Source organism: Streptomyces sp. NPDC025721 (assembly GCF_055558595.1).
The window spans coordinates 98741-121290 of record NZ_JBVHMF010000008.1; the positions used below are offsets into that span (position 1 = coordinate 98741).

The following is a 22550-nucleotide window of genomic DNA, read 5'->3' on the forward strand; positions in this document are numbered from 1 at the left end:
ACTTCGGTGCGCTCACCGCGTCAGCAGCAGCCCGCAGCCGTACGCGCGCGCGTGGCCGATGCCTTGGGTCATCGCGTCGACCAGGGCGGCCGGGTCGGTGACGGTCAGGGTGCCGCGGATCTCCGCGCGGGCGATGCGAAGGCCCTTGTGAGGTGCGGGACTTGTGACCGTGGGAAGCATGCGGACGGCCAGGGACTCCTCCTCGGCGGTGGCGCCGATCCGGGCGACGCCGTCGGGGGCCCTGCGGGGTTCGCCCGGCTGCTGGAACCGCCGGGCGAACCAGTGCCGTACGTGGTCGGGCCGGGTGTGGGCGGTGCGTTGACCTCGGCGGCGCTCGGGGGTGGGCGGCCCGGCCGGACGACTCTGAGTGGGGTTGACGACGGTGCGGAAGGTCAGGGAGTCCCCGGCGCGGATGGTGCGGTCGACGGTGATCACCCGCGGTGTCCCGGTGAGCGCGTCGCGGGGCACGCCCGCCCAGTCCCCCGGGACCCTGGACTGCACCACCAGCACGAGCGCCGCTGCCTTGAGATCGACGGACCAGGTCGACAACACCCCTGTCTGGGCGCGGGCGTCGGGGTCGCCGTCCGCGACCCAGCCGCGGAAGCCGCTCATCACGGTGCGGTGCATGTCCTGGGCGTCCACCAGCGACTTGGCGGTGTACGGGTGCCGGGCGTCCATGGTCAGGACGCTGTGCGTGGCGACGAATCGGGCGGCGGCGGGCGGATTGGTCACGGGATGACGTCCCATTCGGTGGCGTTCTCGTCGATGGTGACGCGGGTACGGGTCTCCCACCGCGTGGTGTGCGCGCGACGGTCCGCGTCGAAGGTGACCGGCTGATCCTGTACGGGAGTCGCCGTACCGTCCGGGTCCACCGCCTCGATCCATGCCCAGGGCCGCGGCGACGGCGGCGCCCCGACGCCCTGCGAAGGCAGCAGCGCGACGGACGCGAAGGCCTCCTCGACGGTCCCGGCGAGCAGCGGCCCGGCCAGTGTGCCGGACGGCGGGCACGACTTGCGGCCCAGCCACAGCAGGCGTTCCGGGCTCTCCAGCGCCGTCGCGACCGTCGCGAGGAAGGCCCGGTCCTGATGCTGGAGCGCGGCCACGAAAGCGGCGTCCGACACGTACCAGCGCTCGGTGACGAGCGCGCCCCGGGAGAGCTGCCGGGAGACCAGGGCACCCGATGACGGATCGGTGGTGACGTATTTCGGCGCCCCGTACCAGTCGGCGAGTTCGTGGTGGCCGAAGGCGGTGCCCCCGGCCTCCGCCATGGAGGGCGACAGCGCGGCGGCCCTGCGGTGGTCGGTGATGACGTCCCGCGGGCGGACGGGATACCGGCCGGATCCGACGACGTGGTAGTCGCGTACCGGGGTGCCGGGGTGATCGGCGCGGACGCCGAACCGGACGGCGTGGAACTCGCCCAGGTCGTCGGCGCGTTCGTGGCCGAGGGCCGCGGCGCACAGACCGATCACGCCGGACTTCGTGGGGCGGCTGTGGGTGTCACGCCGGGAGAACCAGGAGACCACTCCCCAGGACTGGAGCGGAGCCGCGAGGCGGATGAGCAGGACGTGGCCGCTCACCCCGGCAGCTCCGCCGACTGCGACTGCGCCGACGACTTCGCCGACGACTCCGTCAGCTCCGTCAGCTCCGTCAGCTCCGTCAGCTTCTCGACGGAGTCGACATCCGTGACGCCCAGCTCCTGGAGCACGGCGTGGACGGCCGGGTCGTACGTCAGGACGCGGCCCGCCGTGATGTCGTCGCGCCGCCGGAGGACGAACGCGTGGTGGGCGAGGAGGCGGCGTACGGCCAGTTCCCCGGCGGGCCCGCCCTCGGCGAGTTCGTCGACGGGCCGCTGGAAGGCCGACGCGTAGTTGAACGGCCGGTCGCCGTCGAAGGCGAGCACCAGGGCGGGCAACGACCCGGTGGACGCGGTCGAGTTCTTCTTGGCCTGCGGGAAGGCGTTGACGAAGGCGCTGACGAACTCCGCTTCCGCGGCGACGGACGCGGTCTCCGCGTCCTGCTCCGACATGCCCGCCGCGCGCAGGTTCTGCCGCAGTCTGCGCCGGTCGAGGACGGCGTGCCGGTAGAACGTGCCCGAGATCAGCGACTGGTAGCCGGTCATGCCCGCCCCCGAGTCGTCCGCCGAGTCGAGGAAGTCGAGCGCGTTGCTCTTGCGGGCGAGCTTGGCGTCGTCGGCAGCGGCGTAGAAGTCGTCGGTCAACTCGGCTTCGTGGACGGTGAAGGCGTGGCCGCTCTGGATCGCGCCGTCGACGTTCGGCGAGTCCGGGATCTCGGCCAGGAAGCGGCCGTAGAGCGCGATGTCGATCGCGTCGCGGGGGGCCAGCGCGGTCAGGACCGCGGTCCTGGTGGCCTTGGGAAGCGCGGGCAGCTTGCCTCCGGCGGCGCCCGCCTCGTCAGGAGCCGTCCCGTCCGTGCCCGCTTCGTCCGCGCCCGCCTCCTCCGGCTGACCGCTCCCGCGCCGTCCCTTGGGCTTCTTGGCCGCTGCCGCCTGAGACTGGGCGAGGTACCGCTCCGCCCACGCGCCGACCGCCGCCCGGTCGGTGTGGATGTGGTCGGCGATCCGGTCACCCGCGTCAGCGGGCGCGAAGAGCAGCACCTTGGTCAGGTCGGCGACCGTGGGCTTGGCGGGATCGCCGAAGTTGAGGCCGACGGCCTGGAGGACGGCCCGCGCCGTGGGCAGCGCCTCCTCCCTCGTCCAGCCGTGCCGGGACTCCAGGGCTCGGGCGGTCACCAGGGCCCATTCGCGGGTACGGACGCCCATGGCGTGCCCGGCGAGCGGCCCTTCCTGGGCGTTCGCCCGGTCGCGGGAGTACACCCGCTCGGCGCGGCGGCGCGCCTGACTGGTGATCATGTGCCGTTCCACACCGCCGTAGACGATCGACTTGGGCGCGCCGTTCTCGTCCCTGACGGGGAGGACCGCGACCAGCGTCTCCAGCAGGTGCAGGGAGAGGAATTGGCGCCCGGTGAGGGCGACGGGGTTACTCACGTGGGCAGTTCCTTCGTCGTGACGGTCCTGGTGGTTCTGCTGCTCCTGGCGGCGGTGCCGGGCGACGGCGCGTGGAAGTCGACGGCCCAGTGGTACCGGATACGGGCCTGCCGGTCGGACCAGCGGGCGAGGTCGTCCGCGAGCTGTGCCCAGGACGGCGGCGGCTTGCCGCACGAACGCAGCCGGGCGACGGTGTGCTGAAGGTGCCGCAGAGGGGGCCGGCGGCTGGAGACGACGCGGTCCATCAGCCTGCCGGCGCCCGCGTCGTCCGGCCCGTACCCGAGGCTGGTGCCGATCCTGCGGGCCGCGGCGCCCAGGCTCCCGTATCCCCACGACGGTTCGACGGCGCCCCGGTGGTAGACGGCGAAGAGGAAGGCCACCTGCTCGAACACCGCGCGGCGCGACGGGTCGAACCAGCCCGCCTCGATGTGGGCGTTCTGGCTGACCGTGGGACGGCGCAGTTCGGCGAGCGTGCCGTTGTCGCGGCTCCGCACCAGGCCGACCAGCCAGCGGGTGAGCTGTTCGCTCCGCGCGCGGTCGCGCGCCTCCGTACCGGCGGCGCGCTCGGCGCCGTCGCGGTACGCAGTGCCCGGTATGTCGGCGGTCACTCGCGGTCCTCCTTCAGTTCGTCGGGGGCGGTGCGTCCGGTCAGGCCGCTCTCCAGGCACCGGACCGCTTGCGCCCGTGCCCGCATCCCGCGCGAGTTGGCGGGCAGCGAGTGGAGCCGGTTGCCCAGGAACCGCCGTGCGCAGTCCGCGAGTTCGGCCGCGTAGGCGACGAGCGCCGCGTCGACCCGCTCCTCGGTCCCGGCCGCCGTCGTCTCGTCCAGCAGCGTGTGGAAGGGCTCGGCCGTGTGGGCCCAGTGCTCCGGCCGCGCGTCGAACCGGGCGATCTGACGGTCCTTGTCGCCCGGCTTCGGGTTGGGGTACGTCACCGTCCAGGCGACGTAGGCCGCTTTGTAGAGCCAGGCCGCCACATGGTCGGCGATGAGCGAACCCCGCTCGGCCGCGTACCTCATGTCCCGCTCGCGGCCCGGCACGAAGGGGAACGTGTCCGACACCCAGGTGATGACCGTGGTCTGCTTCGCTATCAACCCGACGGCCCAGAGGCTGAGTCGACGGCCCCGCAGCAGGGCGAGGCGGTCGTAGAGGTCGGGTCCGTGCGTCCGGTCGGCGACGGCCGCGTACAGGGCGTGCGCCTCGCGCCACAACGCCTTGGTCGCGGAGGGCCGCAGCGGCTTGGCGTCGGCGCTCCCCGCGCCCTCCCCGTCGTAGACCGCGTCCTGCGTGCGGTGGTGGGCCAGTGGTTCGAGGAGTTCACCGGCCGCCATCAGGACGCGGTCGACAGCGGGAGTCCCGTCCTCGGTGACGGTCGGCCGCAGGAGGATCGAGCGTCCCAGAACGGTGTTCAGGTCGGCCGGTCCGTCGACCCGCCGCCCCGACGGCTTGGTCAGGAAGCCTCGCCGGGGCTCCGGCGCCACCGTCCAGGTCCGGTTGAAGCGGCCGGGGCCCTCGGCGGTCGGCACGAGATTGAGCCGCAGGGTGTCGCCGAGCGTCGTCCCCAACGCGACGACCCGGATACGGGTGCTGAGGCGTCCTGCGGCCAGGTTGGTGAGCGTGGGACCGAGGGTTTCCTTGCCGGGCATACGGGCCCGGCCGCCGGGTCCGTACGCGTGCTGGGTGAGCATCGCGCGGAAGGCGGCGTCGGCGGGGAGCGGAGTGGGGTGTTCGAGGTGGTGGTGGTCGAAGAACTGGTTGTAGTCCCCCGCGTGCTCGATCACCAACTGGGCCGGTCCCGCGCCGTGTTCGTCGAGGTACGGGGCGAGGAGGGCGTTCTGCCCCAGCGGTTCTGTCGGGTGGAAGAGGTCCCAGTGCTCGTCGGGGCGGCCGTCCAGCCAGTCGGCGGCCCCGGTCAGCGGCGTGCCGTCGCGGACCCAGCCGAGCCACTCGTCACGGGTCGTCGGGCAGCGGGTGGAGGCGTAGCAGACGGCGAGGAGGTACTCCAGCAGGGCGACGGTCTCCCCTGCGGTCTTCGCCGAGACGGCGCGCAGACCGTCCGCGTGCCGCAGTGCGTGGACGAGGGTGACGCGAGTGCCGTGCCCCCGGGCGGTCAGCACCGGTACGCACGCCTGCCTTCTGGGGTCCCAGCGGGGACGTGACGGCCCCGGGGACGGTCGTAATTCGGCCAACGACACCTGATCCGTGCTCCGCTCTCCGCTGTGTCTGATGAGATGCGGCAGGACGCTAGCACGCTGAATGAGGGCAACGTGGGCCAACCAGGAGAACTCAACAACATTGCACATCAATGGTGTTGGGGCACGGTCGATATCTCGGAGCCGCACGGGTGGAATCCGCTCGTCGCCGAACTGGCCACCGCGGCCTGCGTGATGTTCGAACTCTGGGACCGGGTACTGAGCGAGCGCCAACGGGCCCAGCTCACGGACGCGTTCGCGGCCGACGACGCGCGGAGCGCCCGTACGGCCGCCGCCTTCCTGGCGGGGGTGAGCCGCCTCGGTCACGCCAACCCTTCACGGATGACCTCGTTCGGCGCGGGGCAGCGGCCCTCGGCGGCCCTCGACGCGGCGCGCGCGGCCTGGCGGACCCGGGCCCTGGAGGCGGGACTTCCCCTGCCGCCGCCCGGGGCCCCGAGCCGCCGGGCCGATCCGGAGCACGTCACGGCGGCGGTGCTGCCCCGGCTGACCGGCTGCGACTGCGCCGATCACGTCGACGGCGAGCAGTGCCGCGACCGCGACCACCAGGGCCTGTACGTGGCCGCGTACGCGCTGAACCGGCACGGCGCCGACGTCCTGCACTCCGACACCGTCGCCAAGGCGTACCGGGCGACCGGCGGACCCGCCTGGGACACGGTCAGGTGCGCGCTGGCGGACGACGTCGCCCGCCATGTGGGCCTCGGCGCGCGGACGGAGCTGGCGCGGCTGATCCGGCCGGCCGATCCCGTGCGCCTGACGGCTTTCGGCCGCCTGGTCTCGCAGAGCAACGCCCTTGCCCTCAGCGACACTTGCGGCGGCTTCGGGTCGCCCCACGACAGTCGGGAGGTGCTGTCGGAGCGGGCCCGGCGCCGCGCGCGCGAGGCGGTCGCCCGTATGCGGGTGGCCTGAACGGCACGTGCTGCGACTACCCCTCGGGCCGCGCCGCGCTCGGCGTCACCGCGCCGATTCCGGCCGGGCCGCCGAAGACGATCACGGGCTGGCGAGGGGCCGGGCTGTCGGTGGACGGCACGACGCCGAGGGACGTCAGGGCCGCCGCGGTGACCAGGCGCGTGACCTCTTCCCCGGCGGCCGGGTCCCAGAACCGCACGGTCGTGTCCGTGCGGCCGGTGCTCACCAGCAGGCGGCGGGAGCCGGGCGACCGTACGGCGTGGAGGGCGGATACGGGACCGTCGTGCCGGGTCGGCAGCGTGAACGGTTCCCGCTCCGGATCACCCGTCCACAGCCGTACGCAGCCGTCGGAACCACCGGCCGCCAGCAGCAACTCCCCTTCCCCGTATGCCGGAAGGACCGCCAGGCACTCCACGGTGCCGATGTCTCCCGGCCATTCGGCGTGCGGTTCGCTGAACGGGCGGCACAGGCGCACGCCGCCGTCCTCGGAGGCCAGGGCGAGGACGCCGCCCGACAGCAGCGGCACGTACGTCAACGCGTGGACGGACCCGGTGTCTTCGCCGATGTGGAGCCACCCCAGCACCTGTCCGTTCGCCGGGTCGCAGTACACGACCGACCCATGGCGCGTGCCCACGGCCAGCACGGTCCGCCCGCTGTCGGCGAAGGCGGCGAAGGCGGTGGCGTGGTCGTCCCCGAAGATCCACGCGTTCATCATGCGCCAACGGCCCTCGCTCCAGACGCCGATGGCACCGTCCGGCAGTCCGGCGAAGACCATCGGGGAACCGCCGGGCGGCACGTGGACGGCCAAGGCTGTCACCGGACCGTCAAGTCCCGTTCGGGGAAGGTCGATCGACCGGATGACCGCCCCCGTGGCCGCCGATCTCACGGTCAGGTTCCGGTCCGGGCCGACCTCGACGGTCTCGGAAGCGTCGCCGGGGCCGGGCAGTACCGCGAGCAGTGTCCCGTCGGCGCGCCGGACGGACCGCGCGAACCGCTCCGGGTGCCGCGCCCACGCCTCGGGGTTCCACACGCGCACGGTCCGGTCACCGGAGGCGGAGACCAGAAGCGGCACGCCGTCCCGACCGGGCACGACGGCCAGGCCCGTCACCCCGTCCGTGTGGTCGGCGGGGAACCGGCGTGCCTCCTCCCCCGTCTCGGGATTCCACAGGTGGACGGCGCCGTCGTCGGTGCCGAGCGCGAGCAGCGGCTCCGAGCCGGCGCGGAGGTACGGCGCGAGCACGGTCGCGGAGCGCCTGACCGTGCGGTCCACGAATCCGGCGCCGGTCAGCGCGTCCCACAAGCCGACCGTCCCGCGCGTCCGGGAGGCCAGTGCCAGGAAGGGGCTCTCGCCCGTCCGGTCCCCGATCAGGGCCAGCGCGGCGATCTCGTCGTCATCCACCCTCACGGTGCACACCGGGCGGGTGGGGAAGCCTTGCGCGGCGGCCTGGACGATCTCGACGCGGCCCGCCCGTTGAACGGCCAGGAGTGTGGTGCCATCGGTGAGCGCCAAGGCCGCGAGCCCGAGCACCGAGGTCAACGAGTCGTCCCCGTACGCCCATTCGCCGCCGCGCGGCCCTCCGGTGAGCGGATCGCACAGCACGAGCCCCCTGGCCGTACCGATCGCCAGTCGGGGCGACCCGTACACGTCGCTGAAGGACACCATGGCCTGGACGGCCGAGGTGACCGGAAGTTGTCGCGTGCTGCCGCTCAACGGGTCGCAGATCCAGACGCCTTCATCGCAGCCGACCGCCAATTGCGGCTCGGCTGATGGCTCTTCGGCATCGCTCACGACGGTCAGCGCCCGCGCGAAGCGGCCGTGTCCCGGGATCGGCGGACCGACCGGGGTCACCGTGGCCGGGTCCCAGACCCGTATGGCCCCGTCGGCGTCGCCCACGGCGATCAGCGGTGTCCCGTCCCGGAGGGTGAAGGACACCAGGGAGCAGAGGTCCGCGTCCTGCCTCGCCAAGACGTTGCCCGGCACCGCGAGGTGGTTCCACACTGGCACGAGACGGCCGGCGGCCGGGCCGCCGCTGTCCCGTACCGCCGCCGGTTCCCTGCCCTCCAGCAGGGAGAAGCGCAGGCTGTCCGCGCGCGCGAGCGGAGGCGCGTCGGCCAGGAACGGCTCGATCCGTGCCCACGCGAACAGCCGCTCGGTGTCCGGGGCGTGCTCCGCGAGCAGCCCGAGAGCGCCCCGTACGTTCCCGCTCGTCTCGTGCGGGAGAAAGCCGTCGGTGACGACCCGGTCGTTCAGTACGCCTCCGGCCGCCGCGTGTTGCACCAGGTGGCGGCACACGTACGGGTACGGCAGCCCGGTCTTCCGCGCGTGAAGTGCGCTGAAGGCGGTGGCCAGTTGGCGGTGGGCCGCCCTGACGCCCGCCTCCGCCTCCTCGGACGTGCCGGGTTCCGCTTCCCCGGAGAGCAGCAGGCGCGGGTCCCCGCGCAGCACCTCGCTGATGCGCTCGTGGACCGGCCGGTAGACGTACTTGCCGTCCTCCACCCCCTTGGCCAGATATCCCTGGAGCGGACCTTCCTGCACCCGCCTGACCAGCGCCTCGGGCGCCGCGACCTCGCCTCGCGCCAACGCCTGTACGGCGCACGGCCACACCTCGCCCCACGGAAGGCCGTCCCCTTGGGCGAACGCGGTCGCGCGCAGGACGTGCACGGCGGACCGGGCCGGTACGCCCGTGGCGCGCTCGACCGCCCTGAGATCCTGTCGCAGCAGCTCCTGGGTGCCCCGGCGCAGACCGCGCCGCCAGTCGGCGTCGTCGGGGCGGGGCAGCCGGTCCGGCGCCGCGAGCAGGGCTTCGGCGGCGAGGCGCGCGTCCAGGAAGGAGGGCGTCACTTCCTCCGCGACCGCGAGGGCGAGCCGTTCCAGGGCGCGGGGGTCCGGAGCACGGGGGACCGGAGCACGGGGGTCCGGAGCACGGGGGACCGGAGCACGGGGGGCCGGGGGCGCCGAGGGGCCGGGACCTGTGGTGAACCGGGCCTTCAACAGCGCGCCCACGTACGCCGCGATGTCCTCGACGGTGTCGGCGTCGGTGTCCGTCCGCAGCGGTTCCCCGGCGTCCGTGGACCGAACGAGCAGACTCAGCAGATCCGCCGACCGGTCCACCTGCGGCCGGGGGCCGTCGCCGCCCGTGTCGGGGCGCGCGCTGCGCACGCCCAAGAGCAGTCGTACCGCTGGCAGTTCGTCGTCGGTCCACTGATGCGCCAGGCGGCGGACGAGGTCGGTGACGATCCTCGCGGGGTGCTTGGCCTCGTCGATGCCGTCGATGACGATCGTCAGCGGACGGCCCTCCCGACGGGCGGTGACCAGTACGTGATCCAGCAGGTCGTCCAGGACGCCGACCCCCGAACCCCCGGTCGGCACCGTGCCGGTGAGCGCCGCGTAGAGCGCCGCCGCCACCTCGTCGGCGTCCGCGTTCCGCGCGAGCACCGCCGCGTCGACCGCCCCCACGGGCACCAGGAGACCGGGCGGAATGTCCTCGATGAGAGGCGCGTACGCCGGGTCCGCCCGGAACCCCGGGTCGCTGAGCGTCACGGCCCGGGCGAGCAGCGCGGACTTCCCCGATCCGGCCTCTCCGGTGACGACGAGCGTGCTCGCGTCTCCCGTCAGGAACCGGTTCAAGCGCCGTACGAGCCCGCTTCTGCCCGTGAAGTGCCAGCCGGGGCCGCCGTCCGACGGCCGGCCGGAGGCGCGGGAGAGCCAGTACGCGTCGAGGTCGGCGGCGCTCCAGGCGACGGCGCCGCGCGCGGGGCCGACGACGACGCGTTCGGGCGCGTAACCGGGGTTCGGGAGGCAGGGGCTGAGGTCCTGATGGTCGTCGCTGCTGATCAGCGCGTAGTTGGGCCAGAGGAACTGCACATCGAGCGAGACATCCCGCTTGCGCAGAACGCGCATCGCTTCGAAGAACTCCGCGAAGCTCAGGTGCGCGTTCGCGAACCCCGCCTCTTTTTCCTTGAAGTACGCGGAGACGGCTTGCAGGAGGCGCGTGAACTGCTGCGGACGCGGGGTCCCCGTCTCGTTGGCGGACGAGATGACCACGAGGGAGTTCAGCTTCCTCCGTGCGCTGTTCAAGGCTTCGAGCCGGCGTTGCAGGTCTTTGCGGAGGACACCGGAGTAGCAGGAGTCGACCATCACCAGGATGTGGTCGGAGTCGGAGTCCAGGACGCGCGCGATCAGGTCGCCGGTCTGGAACGCGGTCGCCGGGAGACGTCTCTCGTCGGAGTCGCGCAGCAGGAGGAAGTGGTCGTGCGACGGTCGGGTGACCCCGTGGCCGGTGACGTAGACCACGAGCGCGTGATCGTGGGCGGCCTCCTCCGGCCGCGCGTCGTCCAGGAATTCGCGCAGGTCGTAAACCGTGTCGAGCCGCTTCGGGCCGTGCCGTTCGAAGCGGCTCTCACTCGGCGGTCTCTCGGCCCACCACTCCCGTACGACGGCGACTTGGGCGGCGATCCCTTCACGGAATTCGTGGTCGTCGTCCCGCTCCGATTCGGCGATCTCGATCAGCGATCGCCGGGCCGTTCGCGGAGCCGCGCCCCGGTTCACCGGCAGCCGTCCGCGATCACGCGCGCCACGGGGCCGGATTGGAGGTAGCGGGCGGCGCTGTGCGGGTCTCCGATGCCGTTGTTCACCCTTTCGTCGGTGATCCCGGGCCCCAGACCACCGAGTCCGCCGCCGCCGGTGACCACGTCCCCCGGGTCGAAGACATTGACCCACCCCGTACCGGCGGGCAGCCCCATGGGCTCACCGTCGGCGATGCCCAGTCCGCGCCGTACCGAGGGAACGGCCAAGGGGGAGCCGCACGTCAGGAGCGTACGCACCCCGGACACGCGGTCGGGTGCGATCTCCTCCCGGCGCAGCAGGTCGTAGGCGATCACGCTGCCCAGCGAATGCCCCACGACCACGGCGGTGTCCGCGTCGAACGCTTCCGCGACCAGGGCCCGGACCCGGGCCGCGAGACCGGGCTCGTACAGGTAGAAGCGCACCTCGCGCATCGCGCTCACGAAGAGCCTGCCGCCGCCTCGGGGGAAGCGCAGGTCGTACGCCATCACCAGGCGGGTGAGGCGCGCGGGCCAGAGCTGCGGCGGCCCGAGCGTCTGCGACTCCGACTCCCCGATCCGGTCGAGGTCTTCGCGGGGAACGACGTCCTCCAGCGCCCGGGTGACGAAGTCGGCCTCGCCGTCGCCCAGGGGGACTTCGCTGTCGAAGGGATCGTCGTCCGGGCCGAGGTGCTTGCCCGGACGGGCCAGGAGCCGTGTCCAGTGCGGCAGTTCGAGGGTGCCGGGCGACAGTGTGGGCGCGCCCGCCGCGCCGAGGCCACGGTCGAGCGCCCCCGACCAGTCGCGCGTCAACTGCTCCTTGGACGTCCTGGACTGCCCGATCCCGTGCACCCCGACGATGCGCTTCACGCCCGTGACCCCCACCCCAGTGCCTCTCGGTCAGGCGACGAGCGTAGTGCGGGGAGCGCCCTCGGGGAGGGCCGTCGCTGTCGCACCACGCGATGCTGCGCCAGCGGCAACTGACCTGACGCGTCGGGGATTCGGCCCGTCGCGCGGTGCGGGGCGCGGTGTCGGTTCATGACCTGCGGATGTCCTCAACGGCCGTGCTCCGCGCTCCTGTTACCGTCCCTGGGTGTACTCCCTTCATGAGCCCGCCCTGTTCACGCGGCTGCGCGACGCGCGGCGCGTGCTCGTCGCCGGCGCGGGCGGCGGCTTCGACGTCTACGCCGGACTGCCGCTGGCGCTCGCGCTGCGCGCCGAGGGCAAGGAAGTGCACCTGGCGAATCTGTCGTTCGCCGATCTGCACGGCCTGGACCTGGGCGTGTGGCTGGACCACGACGTGGCCGTCATCAGGCCCGACACCGTGGCCAGGGGTGACTACTTCCCCGAGCGGACGCTGGCGCGCTGGCTGGAGGGGCAGGGCCTCCCGTCCACCGTCCACGCCTTCGACCGGACGGGAGTCCAGCCGCTGCGAGCCGCGTACCGCGCGCTGATCGCCCACCTCGGCGGCGTCGACGCGATCGTCCTCGTCGACGGCGGCACCGACATCCTCATGCGCGGCGACGAGAGCGGACTCGGCACCCCCGAGGAGGACATGGCCAGCCTCGCCGCCGTCAGCGCGCTGGACGAGGTCCCCCAACGGCTCGTCGCCTGCCTCGGCTTCGGCGTGGACGCGTACCACGGGGTCAACCACGCCCTCGTACTGGAGAATCTGGCCGCTCTGGAGCGCGACGGCGCCTACCTCGGGGCCTTCTCCCTCTCCCCCGCCAGCCGCGAGGGCGCCCTGTACCTCGACGCCGTCGCCCACGCCCAGGCGTCCACGCCCGAGTACCCGAGCATCGTCCACGGCTCCATCGCCGCCGCCACCCGCGGCGACTTCGGCGACGTCCAGTTCACCGCCCGCACCAAGCGCAGCGAACTCTTCATCAACCCCCTCATGTCCCTCTACTTCTGCGTCGACGCCGTCGGCCTCGCCCGCCGCAACCTCTACCTCGACCGCATCGAGGACACCCACCTCACCCGCCAGATCAGCTCCGCCATCGAGCAGTTCCGCGACACCCTCCCCCGTCAACGCCCGCCCCGCACGTACCCCCACTGACCGGCATCCCGCCGGATCAAGACCCAGACCGTCCGCCCGCACCCGGGTCCTGCCACCCTCCGAGGGTGCCTCTCGTCCTCGATCATCGAGCCGGACGAGCACCGCGTCCCTGCGCGCCGGGTAGTCGATCTCCGGGCCGAGGTCGTCGGCGCGGGTCCCCGCGAGCGCGTCAGTCGAGGCAGAACTCGTTGCCCTCGATGTCCTGCATCACGATGCACGAGTCGCTGCCGCCGTCGTACAGCAGCCGTACGCGCACCGCGCCGAGCGGGATCAGCCGCGCGCACTCGGCCTCCAGGGCGGCCAGCCGCTCCTCCCCCGCCAGGCCGGTGCCCACCCGTACGTCGAGGTGCACCCGGTTCTTGACGGCCTTCCCTTCGGGGACGCGCTGGAAGTACAGCCGGGGCCCCGCCCCCGAGGGGTCCACGCACGCGAACCACGACCCCCGCTCCTCCGGAGGCTGCGCGGCGTCGTACTCCCCCCACGTCCCGAATCCCTCCGGCGGCGCCGGCACCACGTACCCCAACACCTCGCACCAGAACCGCGCGACCCGCTCGGGCTCCGCGCAGTCGAAGGTCACCTGGATCTGCTGAATCGCCGCCATCACCCCACCCTAGCCGGGCCCCGCCCGGCCCCGCTGGACGGGGAGTTGGCCACAGCGGGGGGCCACCGTCCCCGCGTGTGCGGGGCGCGGCAGATACCCGCCTGCGGCACTGGCCGGATGACGGGGTCATCCCCGCGTGTGCGGGGCACAGTTGATCGGCCTGCGGGGGTGTTCCGGGCGGTGGCGGGGTTTGGCGAGAGTGGGGGAACAGTCAGAGCGGGTTGAACGGTCCCGGCGGGCGGCCAGGGGCTGACGGGGGAGAGGGTACGGGGGCCGGGGCCCGGCCGGGCGGGGGTGGGCCGCGCCGGGGTCGGGCCGGGGCGGCGAGGGTCAGCCGGTGGCTTTCCAGTGGGTGTAGGGGGTGAGCATCTGGAAGGTGCGGGTGGGGCAGTAGAAGGAGCCGGCGGGGGAGTCGTAGTGGGTGTCGGCGTTGGCGGTGGAGGCGGGGGACCACGTGCCGTTGGTGCGGACGGCGATGTTGGCGGACTCGAAGGTGAGGTTGGCCATGTCGGCGCAGGAGGACGCCTGTCCGGAGGTGCCGACCGTGGAGTAGAGCTCTTCGATGTCCCAGCCGTCGGTGCGGCCGGACTGGTTGGTGCCGGACTGGGCGAAGAGGGTGTCCCACTGGCCGGTCGAGTAGTTGTAGAGGTCCGCGGACCAGGTGTTGGAGGCGGCGGAGGTCTTGACGACGCGGCCGGTGTAGGAGCCGGTGCCGCCGGTGTAGGTGGTGAGGAAGGAGCTGTTGATGGTGACGGAGGCGGCGAAGTTGACGCTGCGGCACCAGTCCCAGGCGGAGACCGAGCGGACGGTCCGCGTGTAGACGGTGACGAGTTCGACGCAGGAGCCGCCCGCCGGGTACATCGTCGGGGTGTAGATGGTGGTGCCGCTGTCGTGCACCGTGAGCTGGGTCGAGACGGACTGGGTGGCGCACGAACCGTCCGAGCCGGACAGCGACTTGAACGCCGTGCCCTGCGCCGGGTGGATGTCGAGCAGCGGCCGTACGACGGTGCCCGTGGCCTGGGAGGCCGTACCGAGCGGGCCCTTGGCCGCGATCCCGGACGGCGTCCCGTACTGCGAACGGTGCTGCCGCGTCAGTGAGTTGAGCTGGCGGTGGACCTCGGCCGCGGGCAGCGCCCCGCTGACGGTACGGCCGGAGACCGTCGCCGAGCCGCACGCGGGGGCGGCGGCGGCCACGGGGGACGGCGCGGGGGACGAAGGGGCCGCCGCGGCCGTGCCCAGGCCGCAGCCCAGGGCCAGCGCCGCCGCGGTCACGAAAACGGTCGCCGTCGATTTCGGCTTCAGACTGCTCACGAGGCTTCTCGGACTTCTCACGCTGATGCGATCCTCTCGGAGGGCCGGGTGGTGCATGGGGCTCGCGTTACGCATGAGGTCATGCCCATGACAACCTGACCCGACCCGAAAGAGCCGTCTTCGGCCGGTAGTTGACCGTACGGTGGCGGGAAAGAGCCCGCCCCCGTACAGCCGAGCCACCGCGTGGCCGTACCCGTACAACCGGCCGCCGTACGACCCGCCCCCGTCCGGCCGTACCGCCCCCTCAGTCCCCCGTCGGCACCAAGTCCCGCTCCACGGACGGGGATTCACGCCCCGGCGCCCCGGTCCGCCGCAGCACCGTCAGGGCGACGGCCACGGCCACGACCAGCAGCGCCGCGCCCAGCGTCAGGCCGAACCCGTACCCGTCGGAGAGCGCACCGAGCGTCGCGCGTCCGCCCGTGCGGTGCTGCGCGGCGGTGCCCAGGGCGGCGAGGCCGAGGGAGGCGCCGATCTGGCGGGAGCTGTTGAGCAGGCCGGAGGCGGTGCCGGTCTCGTGGGGCGCGACGCCCGCCGTGGCGGTGGAGACGACCGGGCCGAGGCAGAGGCCGAAGCCGACGCTGGCGACGATCGAGGGGCCGAGGATGTCGGCGGCGAAGGACCCGTCGGCGCTGATCATGCCGAACCAGGCGAGCCCGACGGCCGTCAGGATGCCGCCGGTGACGAGCAGGGTGCGCGGCGGGAAGCGGTAGCCCAACTTGATGGCGAGCACGGAGCCGCCGATCAGGCCGAAGGTGAAGGGCAGGAACATCGCGCCGGTCAGCGCGGGCCCCTTGCCGAGGATGTCCTGAAGGTAGAGGGAGACGAAGTAGAAGGACGGGGTCATGGCGGCACCGACCAGGAGGTTGAACGCGTTCGCGCCGGAGACCGAGCGGTTGGCGAACAAGCCGAGCCGGATGAGGGGTTCGCGGGCCGTGGTCCGCTCGACGGAGAGGAAGGCGGCCAGCAGGACGACGGCGACGGCGAGCGTCGAGAGGGTGGCGCCCGAGGTCCAGCCGTGCCGGTCGGTGCGGACGACGCCGAAGACCAGGAGCGTCATGCCCGTGGTGGCGAGTACGGCGCCGAGGACGTCGGGGCGGCCGGCGCGCGCGTTCGGCGCGGTCGCGGTGACTCCGCGCCAGGCAAGTGCCAGCGCGCACGCGGCCATTGGCACGTTGACCAGCATGACCCAGCGCCAGCTCGCGTACTGCGTGAGGACACCGCCGATCACGACGCCGAAGGCGCCGCCCGCCGCGTTGACCGCGCTCCAGATGCCGAACGCCCTGACGCGCGCCCGGCCTTCGGGGAACGTCCCGGTCAGCAGCGCCAGCGCGGCGGGGGCGAGGGCTGCGGCGCCGATGCCCTGGACCGTGCGGGCGGCGACGAGTTGGGCGGGGTTCTGGGCGAGGCCGCCGCCGAGGGAGGCCAGGCCGAACAGGGCGAGCCCGAGCAGCAGCACCCGCTTGCGGCCATAGCGGTCGGCCGCCTTGCCGCCGAGCAGGAGCAGGCCGCCGTACGTGAGGGCGTACGCGTGGATCACCCAGGTCAGGCCGACCGGGCCGAAGCCGAGGCCGGACGCGATCTGAGGCAGTCCGACGTTCACGACGGACACGTCGAGCGACACCATGAACTGGACGACGGCGACGACCGCGAGGGTCAGCCCCGGGCGGACGGCCGCCGGGGCCCCGCTCGGCGGGGCTGTCGGGGGCACCGGGATGCCGGTGCCTCCGCCGGGACCCCCGCCGGGACCCCGGCCCGGACCCCCCGGTTCGATCGGGCTGCTGCTCGGACTCTTCCTCATCCTCTTCCGCATCGCGGACTCCCCGTTCTCGGCGCCGTCGCGCGCCGCCGCTCTCTGCCGTCCCGACTTTAGGAACGTGTTCCGAAAGTAGCACCGGATGGACCGGATGGGAATCGGGAGGGGGGCGGACGGGGGGTGGACGGAGGCGGACGGGGGTACGCGGGGCGGGCACGGCGGCCGTACGCGGCCGGGGCGCGTTTCAGGGGTACGGACGGACCCTCGCGCAGGTCACGGCCTACGTCGTACGGCCCGCGCGCGGCGGCGCGGCATGATGGGCCCATGCCCCGACCGCCCACACAGCCCGCGTCGCCCCAGCCGTCCGAGCAGCCCGCGCCGTCCAAGGCGTCCAAGCCGTCCAAGCGCGCAAGCGCCGCCCCCGCGCCGAACGGCCGCACCGGCCGCCCGCCCGTGACCTCCCGCGCGGAGATCCTCACGGCGACCCGTCGGCTCATCGACCGCGACGGCTGGGAGAAGCTGACGATCCGGCGGCTGGCCGCCGAGCTGGGCATCGGGCCGACGACGCTCTACCACCACATCCGGGACAAGGAAGACCTGCTCGTCCAGTTGCTCGAACACCACATCAGCCAGCTCGAACGCCCCGAACTCCCCGCCGATCCGCGCGACCGCGTCATCGCGTCCGCCACCGCGCTGCACGACGCGCTCGCCGCGTGGCCGTGGGCGGCGGAGGTGCTGACCACGGACGGTTTCGTCGGGCTGCTCGACGAATCGGCGCTGTGGATGGTCGAGGGCATCGTGTCCGGGGCGGACGAACACGGCTGTACGCAGGAGCAGTCCGTGCACGTCTTCCGCAGCATCTGGTACTACACGGTCGGCGAGATCCTGGTGCGCGCGCACTCCGTACGGTGGCCGAGCGGCGGCGAACCGCCCGTGTTCCGCGAGACGTTCGACGCGGAGAAGGTGCCGCACCTGGCGGCCGTCAGCGGCCGGTGGCACGAACTGGCCCTACGGGACACGTATCGCGACGGGCTGCGGACGTTCGTGGACGGGTTGCTCGCGGCGGGCGCGCCGGGGGCTCGGGGGCCGGGGGCTCGGGGGCCGGGCGGGGGCGCGTGACCCGTGCCCGGTGGGAGGGCATGACAACGACGTCCTGAACCGTTCGGTGTGCCGCCGCCTCGCCACCGTACGGCGGCTTGTTCGCGTACAGTCAGACCCGTACGCCCCGTACGCCAAGTACGCCCCGTGCTCAACGCCTTGCTCAGGCTCCCCCCACTCTGAACAGACGTAGAGGAGAGGTACATTGCGCGCTCCGCGAGGTGTCAGGCGAGGTATCAGGCGAAGCGTCAGGCGACGGATCGGCCGACGGGTCACGCGCCGCGTCACGCCCTGGCTCGGCGCCCTGGCGGGTGCCTCGGCGCTCGTGCTGCTCGCCGGCGGACCGGCCGTGGCCGCCGTGCCGGTCGGGCAGCCGATGAGCGGGTCGATGACGTACTACAACGACGTCGGTTACGGCGCGTGCGGGACGCGGATCGACGCGTCCACGCAGTATCTGGTCGCGGTGTCGTACCAGTGGTGGACCTCGGCCAACCCCAACAACGACCCTCTGTGCGGCGGGATTTCGGTCCAGGTCACGTACAACGGCAAGACGCTCACGGTGCCGGTGGCCGACAAGTGCCCGACGTGCGACGCGACGCACATCGACCTGAGCCAGCCCGCGTTCGCGGAGTTCGCGCCGCTCGGGACGGGTGTCGTCACCGGCATCACCTGGCAGTTCGTCTCCTCGAACGGCACTCCCCCGCCGCTCGCCGCGCCCACCGGCCTGCACGCGACCGCCACCACCGACACCTCGGTCGCCCTGTCCTGGACCGGCGTCTCCGGCGCGGCCTCGTACACCGTCTACCGCGGCGGCGCCCAGGTCGGCACCACCGGCGGCACGTCCTTCACCGACACCGGCCTCACCGCGGGCACCGCCTACACCTACACGGTCGCCGCCGCCACCGCCTCCGGCACCGTCAGCCCCGCCTCGGCCCCCCTGTCCGCCACCACCACCGGCGGCGGCAGCGGCACCCCCGCCTGCCCCGCCCCCTGGAGCCCGTCCACCTCCTACGTCCCCGGCAACGCCGTCTCCTACAACAGCCACAAATTCACGGCGACTTACTACTCCACCAACGCCGTCCCCACCGACCCCTCCTCCTGGGCCGTCTGGACCGACAACGGCCCCTGCTGACACCCCAGTTGCCCGGCCCCTACGCCAGACGCCCGGCCAACTCCACTAGATCCGCCGCCCGAAGCACCCTCCCGGGAACGTCCGCCTTGGGGTCAGTCCTGGATCAGGCCCCCGGTCAGGACCGGGGGCACGTGGCCTGTTGGGGGCGGAGGCGGCCGCCGGTGACGCGGACGCGGTAGAAGACGCCGACGCGGTAGAAGACGCCGATGCGTCCCCGTACCTCCCGGCCGAAGGCTGGTCGGGAAATGGTTCGGCGTCCGGCGGCTGGCTTCCTATGCTCGACGGATGAATTGGGGCGGGGAGTTGCTGAATGTCGTGGATGTCGAGGCGACGTGCTGGGACGGACAGCCGCCGCCGGGGGCGGTGAGCGAGATCATCGAGATCGGGCTGACCGTGGTGGACCTGGCGGCCGGGGAGCGGGTGGGGCGGCACCGGTGGGTGGTGCGGCCGGTGCGGTCGCGGGTGAGCGCGTTCTGCACGGAGTTGACGGGGCTGACGCAGGCGGGGGTGGACCGCGGGGTGTCGTTCGCCGACGCCTGCGGGGAGTTGGCGCGGGAGCACCTGGCGGGGGCCCGGGTGTGGGCGAGTTGGGGGGACTACGACCGGCACCAGTTCACGCGGCAGTGCCGGGCGACGCAGGTCACGTACCCCTTCGGCAGGTCGCATGTGAACGCGAAGGCGGTGTTCACGCAAGGGTACGGGCTGCGCAAGCGGCCGGGGATGGCGGAGGCGCTGCGCGTGGCCGGGCTGCCGCTCGAAGGGCGGCACCACCGGGGCGAGGACGACGCCTGGAACATCGCCGCCCTCGTCCTCGACCTCGCGCGCGCCGACGCGTGGCCGACGCGCGAGGAGACGTACGGACCCCAACAGCCGTAGACAAAGGACGCGTTCAAGCCGCGCCTACGCGGTGCGGACCAGGTCGCTCTCCCCGTCCGTGAGGAAGGCCGCCAGGGCCCGGCCCTCGTCCATGACCGCGTCGCGCTCCGCCCGCCGCAGCGGCCGGAGCGGGGTGACGGCGACGCCCCGCGCCTCCGCCGTCCACGTGGCGGCGACGCGGCCGTCGACCAGGACGACGCGCTGACCGGCGACGGACAGGCCGCGGTGGGCGTCGTCCACGATCCTGGTCCGGTCGGCGTAGCCGAGAAGGGCGTTGTCGAAGGCGGGCAAAAAGCGTACGGGCGCGGGGGTGCCGGGGTCGGGGCGCGGGGCGTCGGGGAGGTCGAGCAGTTCACGGCCCTGGGTGTCGCGGAAGGCGACGAGTTCGGGGCGTACGGCGGCGACCGCGGCGGGGAGCCCCGCAAGGCCGGACCAGGCGCGCAGGTCGGCGGTGGCGGCGGGCCCGTACGCGGCGAGGTAGCGGCGTACGAGCGCCTGTCCGACGAGGTCCTCCGCCGCGTCGTCGGCGGGCGGCGGGTCGATGTCGCGGCCGAGCCAGGACGAGAGCAGGACGTTGCGGACGCCCGCCTTCGTACGCCACAGGCCGCGCGGGGGCCGCTGCGCCATGGGGAGCAGGGCGGCGACGACGAGTTCGCCGAGGACGCGCCGGGGCGGCCCCGGCCAGCGGTCCGCGAGCGCCGCGACGATCTCGGCCATCGTGCGGGCCTCGCCGTCGGCCACGACGGCGCGGGCCGCCGCCGCCAGCGCGGCCAGGTCGATCCCGGCCAACTCCTTGCGGTACGTGCCCAGGACGCGCTGCCGCAGCATCGGATCGTGGCGGGCCCGCCAGGCGAGCGCGTCCTCGGCGGTGACGAGATGGACGGTACGGCGCATCAGATGGGTGCGCACCACCTCGCGCCCGGTCAACAGGCCGTCCAGCGCGGCGGGTTGGAAGCCGCGCAGCCGTGACCAGAGCCCGGTGAACGGCTCCTGCGGTTCCTGCGCCTGGACGCCGCCGAGGTGCGCGACGGCGTCCAGGACCGGCAGGTCCGAGCGCTCCAGCAGGAGTTGGCGGGCCAGGGTCGCCCGGTTCAGGGCGCGGCTGTCGAGCGGCGGCGTCACGTACGACGTCACGTGCGACATGACGAGGCGTCAGCCGCCGTACGGGGCAGTGACGTCCAGGACCCACACGACCCCGAAGCGGTCGGTGAGCATGCCGTACAGCGGCGCCCACTGCGCGGGCGCGAGCGGCTGCGCGACCGTCGAGCCGTCCGCCAGCTTCTCCCAGAGCGCGGTGATCTCCTCGGCGCTGTCGCCGCGCACCGAGACGAAGAAGGCGTTACGGCCCTGGTCCCAGGGCAGATGCGACGGGACGTCGTACGCCATGACGTGGAAGCCGTCGTCGGACACGACCTCGCCCCACATGATCCAGTCGGCCTCGCTCTCGGCCTGTACGGCGCCGGCGTCCTTGTACGTGACGGCGGCGAGGCGCCCGCCGAAGACGGACGCGTAGAAGTCGAGCGCCGCGCGGGCCTCGCCCCGGAAATTCAGGTGGGTGGCGGTCGTGACGGACATGGGTGGCTCCTTGCGCTGTCGGGTTCGAACCTTCGTGACCTGCGTTTTTCCCGGTCTGTGACCCACCCTCGCACCCGTACAGGACAGTTTCTGTCCTGTACTCGGGAGAGAATCGGACGTATGCAGAAAACGTCGGCCCGGCTGCTCTCCCTCCTGTCCCTGCTCCAGACCCGCAGGGACTGGCCGGGCGGCGAGCTGGCGGAACGCCTGGACGTCAGCGCCCGTACGGTCCGCCGGGACGTGGACCGGCTGCGCGAGCTGGGCTATCCCATCGCGGCCTCCAAGGGCCCCGACGGCGGGTACCGGCTCGACTCCGGGGCGCGGCTGCCGCCGCTGCTCTTCGACGACGACCAGGCCGTGGCCCTCGCTATCGCCCTGCGGATGGCCACGGGGGCGGGCGCGGGCATCGAGGAGGCAGCCGCCCGCGCGCTGGCGACCGTACGGCAGGTGATGCCGGCGCGGCTGCGGCACCGGATCGACGCCCTGGAGGTGACGGCCGTCCCGCCGCCCGGCGCCGCGACCGCCGACAGCGACGTCCTGACCGCGCTGGGCGCCGCCGTCCACGCCCGCGAGGTGCTGCGCTTCGACTACGCGGGCCCGCCGGAGCCCGAGGCCGGGGCCCCTGCGGCTCCCGCCGCGCAGGAGCCCGATTCCGTCGCGGAGCCCCGCCGCGTCGAGCCCGATTCCCCCGCTGCACCCCGCCGCGTCGAGCCGCACCACCTCGTCGCGCGCGGCGGGCGCTGGTACCTCCTGGCCTGGGACCTCGACCGCGCCGACTGGCGCACCTTCCGCGCCGACCGGATTCGCCCCCGCACCCCCACGGGACCCCGCTTCACCCCCCGCGACCTGCCCGGCGGCGACGTGGCCGCCTTCGTCACCGCCCGTTTCCGCGGCGCCGAGGCCCCCGCGCGGGGCGCGGCCGACTGGCCCTGCCGCGGTGTCGTCGTGCTCGACCTGCCCGCCTCCGCCGTCGCCCCCTACGCCCGCGACGGCCTCGTCGAACCCCTCACCGCCGACCGCTGCCGCCTCACCCTCGGCTCCTGGTCCTGGCCCGCGCTCGCCGCCGCCCTCGCCCAGTTCGACACCGCCGTCGAGGTCATCGGCCCGCCCGCGCTCAAGGACGCCTTCGCGACCCTCGCCCGGCGCTTCGCCGCCACCGCCGGTCAGTAGGCCCCCGGCGGCCGGAAAACCGGAGGCGGACACGGGCGCGGGCCGCGACACTGGACGGCTGTCCGCATCCCCGCCCGCACCCGCACCCCCGGAGCCCGCCACGTCAGCCGAGCAACCCGCCACACCGGCCGAGCAACCCCCCACACCGGCCGAGCAACCCGCCACACCCGCCGAGCAACCCCCCACACCCGCCGAGCAACCCCCCACACCCGCCGAGCAACCCGCCACACCGGCCGAGCAACCCGCCACGCCCGCCGAGCAACCCGCCACACCGGCCGAGCAGCCCGCGCCACCGCCCCCGTACCGCGTCC

At 73.4% G+C, this 22550-nt stretch carries 18 protein-coding genes; 6 read left to right on the plus strand and 12 right to left on the minus strand.

Features of this window, described 5'->3' with window-relative positions; translation table 11 throughout:
* Nucleotides 1-12 precede the first annotated feature (12 nt).
* Genes cas6e through ACZ4EF_RS14210 form a run of 5 tightly spaced genes read right to left on the minus strand, consistent with a single transcriptional unit; the run spans nt 13 to nt 5120 of the window.
* On the minus strand, nt 13-732 hold the full coding sequence (gene cas6e / locus ACZ4EF_RS14190; protein ID WP_402712835.1) for a type I-E CRISPR-associated protein Cas6/Cse3/CasE: 720 nt from the start codon (nt 730-732) through the stop codon (nt 13-15).
* Complete coding sequence (cas5e, locus tag ACZ4EF_RS14195; RefSeq protein ID WP_467504572.1) at nt 729-1577, minus strand: type I-E CRISPR-associated protein Cas5/CasD; 849 nt, start codon at nt 1575-1577, stop codon at nt 729-731. Before cas5e ends, cas6e begins: the two co-directional genes overlap by 4 nt.
* On the minus strand, nt 1574-3004 hold the full coding sequence (locus ACZ4EF_RS14200) for a type I-E CRISPR-associated protein Cas7/Cse4/CasC (RefSeq protein WP_467504574.1): 1431 nt from the start codon (nt 3002-3004) through the stop codon (nt 1574-1576). Before ACZ4EF_RS14200 ends, cas5e begins: the two co-directional genes overlap by 4 nt.
* Nucleotides 3001-3612, minus strand: a complete 612-nt coding sequence (casB, locus tag ACZ4EF_RS14205; protein WP_467504576.1) for a type I-E CRISPR-associated protein Cse2/CasB — start codon at nt 3610-3612, stop codon at nt 3001-3003. The genes ACZ4EF_RS14200 and casB overlap by 4 nt, the downstream gene beginning before the upstream one ends.
* Entirely contained in the window at nt 3609-5120 is a 1512-nt protein-coding gene (locus ACZ4EF_RS14210; RefSeq protein WP_467504578.1) for a type I-E CRISPR-associated protein Cse1/CasA, read from the minus strand. Before ACZ4EF_RS14210 ends, casB begins: the two co-directional genes overlap by 4 nt.
* 150 nt (nt 5121-5270) lie before the next feature.
* Here ACZ4EF_RS14210 and ACZ4EF_RS14215 point away from each other — a divergent pair, with 150 nt between their 5' ends.
* On the plus strand, nt 5271-6122 hold the full coding sequence (locus tag ACZ4EF_RS14215) for an HD domain-containing protein (RefSeq protein ID WP_467504580.1): 852 nt from the start codon (nt 5271-5273) through the stop codon (nt 6120-6122).
* A 16-nt stretch (nt 6123-6138) separates the two neighbouring features.
* On the opposite strand, the gene ACZ4EF_RS14220 is transcribed toward ACZ4EF_RS14215, so the two are convergent.
* Together ACZ4EF_RS14220 and ACZ4EF_RS14225 are read right to left on the minus strand one after the other, a co-directional pair.
* A complete protein-coding gene (locus tag ACZ4EF_RS14220) occupies nt 6139-10671 on the minus strand; it encodes an AAA family ATPase (protein WP_467504582.1) in 4533 nt (1510 codons plus the stop codon).
* Nucleotides 10668-11534, minus strand: coding sequence for an alpha/beta fold hydrolase (locus tag ACZ4EF_RS14225; protein ID WP_467504584.1), 867 nt, complete (start codon nt 11532-11534; stop codon nt 10668-10670). The genes ACZ4EF_RS14220 and ACZ4EF_RS14225 overlap by 4 nt, the downstream gene beginning before the upstream one ends.
* A 223-nt stretch (nt 11535-11757) precedes the next feature.
* On the opposite strand from ACZ4EF_RS14225, the gene ACZ4EF_RS14230 reads away from it, so the two are divergent.
* Nucleotides 11758-12723, plus strand: a complete 966-nt coding sequence (locus ACZ4EF_RS14230) for a DUF1152 domain-containing protein (protein ID WP_467347845.1) — start codon at nt 11758-11760, stop codon at nt 12721-12723.
* A 169-nt stretch (nt 12724-12892) separates the two neighbouring features.
* On the opposite strand, the gene ACZ4EF_RS14235 is transcribed toward ACZ4EF_RS14230, so the two are convergent.
* The 3 genes from ACZ4EF_RS14235 to ACZ4EF_RS14245 all read right to left on the minus strand — a co-directional run bounded on the left by ACZ4EF_RS14235 (nt 12893) and on the right by ACZ4EF_RS14245 (nt 16433).
* On the minus strand, nt 12893-13324 hold the full coding sequence (locus ACZ4EF_RS14235; protein ID WP_467504587.1) for a VOC family protein: 432 nt from the start codon (nt 13322-13324) through the stop codon (nt 12893-12895).
* 330 nt (nt 13325-13654) lie between these two features.
* A complete protein-coding gene (locus ACZ4EF_RS14240) occupies nt 13655-14635 on the minus strand; it encodes a hypothetical protein (protein ID WP_467504589.1) in 981 nt (326 codons plus the stop codon).
* Nucleotides 14636-14879: 244 nt separating this feature from the next.
* Nucleotides 14880-16433, minus strand: a complete 1554-nt coding sequence (locus ACZ4EF_RS14245) for an MFS transporter (RefSeq protein WP_467504591.1) — start codon at nt 16431-16433, stop codon at nt 14880-14882.
* Between the two features lie 279 nt (nt 16434-16712).
* Between ACZ4EF_RS14245 and ACZ4EF_RS14250 the strand changes: the two genes are divergently transcribed.
* The 3 genes from ACZ4EF_RS14250 to ACZ4EF_RS14260 all read left to right on the plus strand — a co-directional run bounded on the left by ACZ4EF_RS14250 (nt 16713) and on the right by ACZ4EF_RS14260 (nt 19494).
* Complete coding sequence (locus ACZ4EF_RS14250) at nt 16713-17507, plus strand: TetR/AcrR family transcriptional regulator (RefSeq protein WP_401305719.1); 795 nt, start codon at nt 16713-16715, stop codon at nt 17505-17507.
* 184 nt (nt 17508-17691) lie between these two features.
* Complete coding sequence (locus tag ACZ4EF_RS14255; protein ID WP_467504594.1) at nt 17692-18618, plus strand: cysteine/serine endopeptidase inhibitor; 927 nt, start codon at nt 17692-17694, stop codon at nt 18616-18618.
* A 285-nt stretch (nt 18619-18903) separates the two neighbouring features.
* On the plus strand, nt 18904-19494 hold the full coding sequence (locus ACZ4EF_RS14260; protein WP_467504596.1) for a 3'-5' exonuclease: 591 nt from the start codon (nt 18904-18906) through the stop codon (nt 19492-19494).
* Between the two features lie 24 nt (nt 19495-19518).
* Here the strand turns inward: ACZ4EF_RS14260 and ACZ4EF_RS14265 are convergent, their stop codons facing one another.
* Both ACZ4EF_RS14265 and ACZ4EF_RS14270 read right to left on the minus strand, forming a co-directional pair.
* A complete protein-coding gene (locus ACZ4EF_RS14265; protein WP_467504598.1) occupies nt 19519-20637 on the minus strand; it encodes a winged helix DNA-binding domain-containing protein in 1119 nt (372 codons plus the stop codon).
* A 9-nt stretch (nt 20638-20646) separates the two neighbouring features.
* Complete coding sequence (locus ACZ4EF_RS14270; RefSeq protein WP_401851607.1) at nt 20647-21069, minus strand: VOC family protein; 423 nt, start codon at nt 21067-21069, stop codon at nt 20647-20649.
* A gap of 120 nt (nt 21070-21189) precedes the next feature.
* Between ACZ4EF_RS14270 and ACZ4EF_RS14275 the strand changes: the two genes are divergently transcribed.
* Complete coding sequence (locus ACZ4EF_RS14275; protein ID WP_467504600.1) at nt 21190-22239, plus strand: helix-turn-helix transcriptional regulator; 1050 nt, start codon at nt 21190-21192, stop codon at nt 22237-22239.
* Nucleotides 22240-22550: the final 311 nt, after the last annotated feature.

Excerpts from the sequence above, each read along its gene's own strand:
- ACZ4EF_RS14245 (WP_467504591.1), bottom strand. The coding sequence starts at position 16,433 with ATGAGGAAGAGTCCGAGCAGCAGCCCGATCGAACCGGGGGGTCCGGGC.
- ACZ4EF_RS14275 (WP_467504600.1), top strand. The coding sequence starts at position 21,190 with ATGCAGAAAACGTCGGCCCGGCTGCTCTCCCTCCTGTCCCTGCTCCAG.
- ACZ4EF_RS14270 (WP_401851607.1), bottom strand. The coding sequence starts at position 21,069 with ATGTCCGTCACGACCGCCACCCACCTGAATTTCCGGGGCGAGGCCCGC.
- ACZ4EF_RS14260 (WP_467504596.1), top strand. The coding sequence starts at position 18,904 with ATGAATTGGGGCGGGGAGTTGCTGAATGTCGTGGATGTCGAGGCGACG.
- ACZ4EF_RS14265 (WP_467504598.1), bottom strand. The coding sequence starts at position 20,637 with ATGTCGCACGTGACGTCGTACGTGACGCCGCCGCTCGACAGCCGCGCC.
- ACZ4EF_RS14235 (WP_467504587.1), bottom strand. The coding sequence starts at position 13,324 with ATGGCGGCGATTCAGCAGATCCAGGTGACCTTCGACTGCGCGGAGCCC.
- ACZ4EF_RS14250 (WP_401305719.1), top strand. The coding sequence starts at position 16,713 with ATGCCCCGACCGCCCACACAGCCCGCGTCGCCCCAGCCGTCCGAGCAG.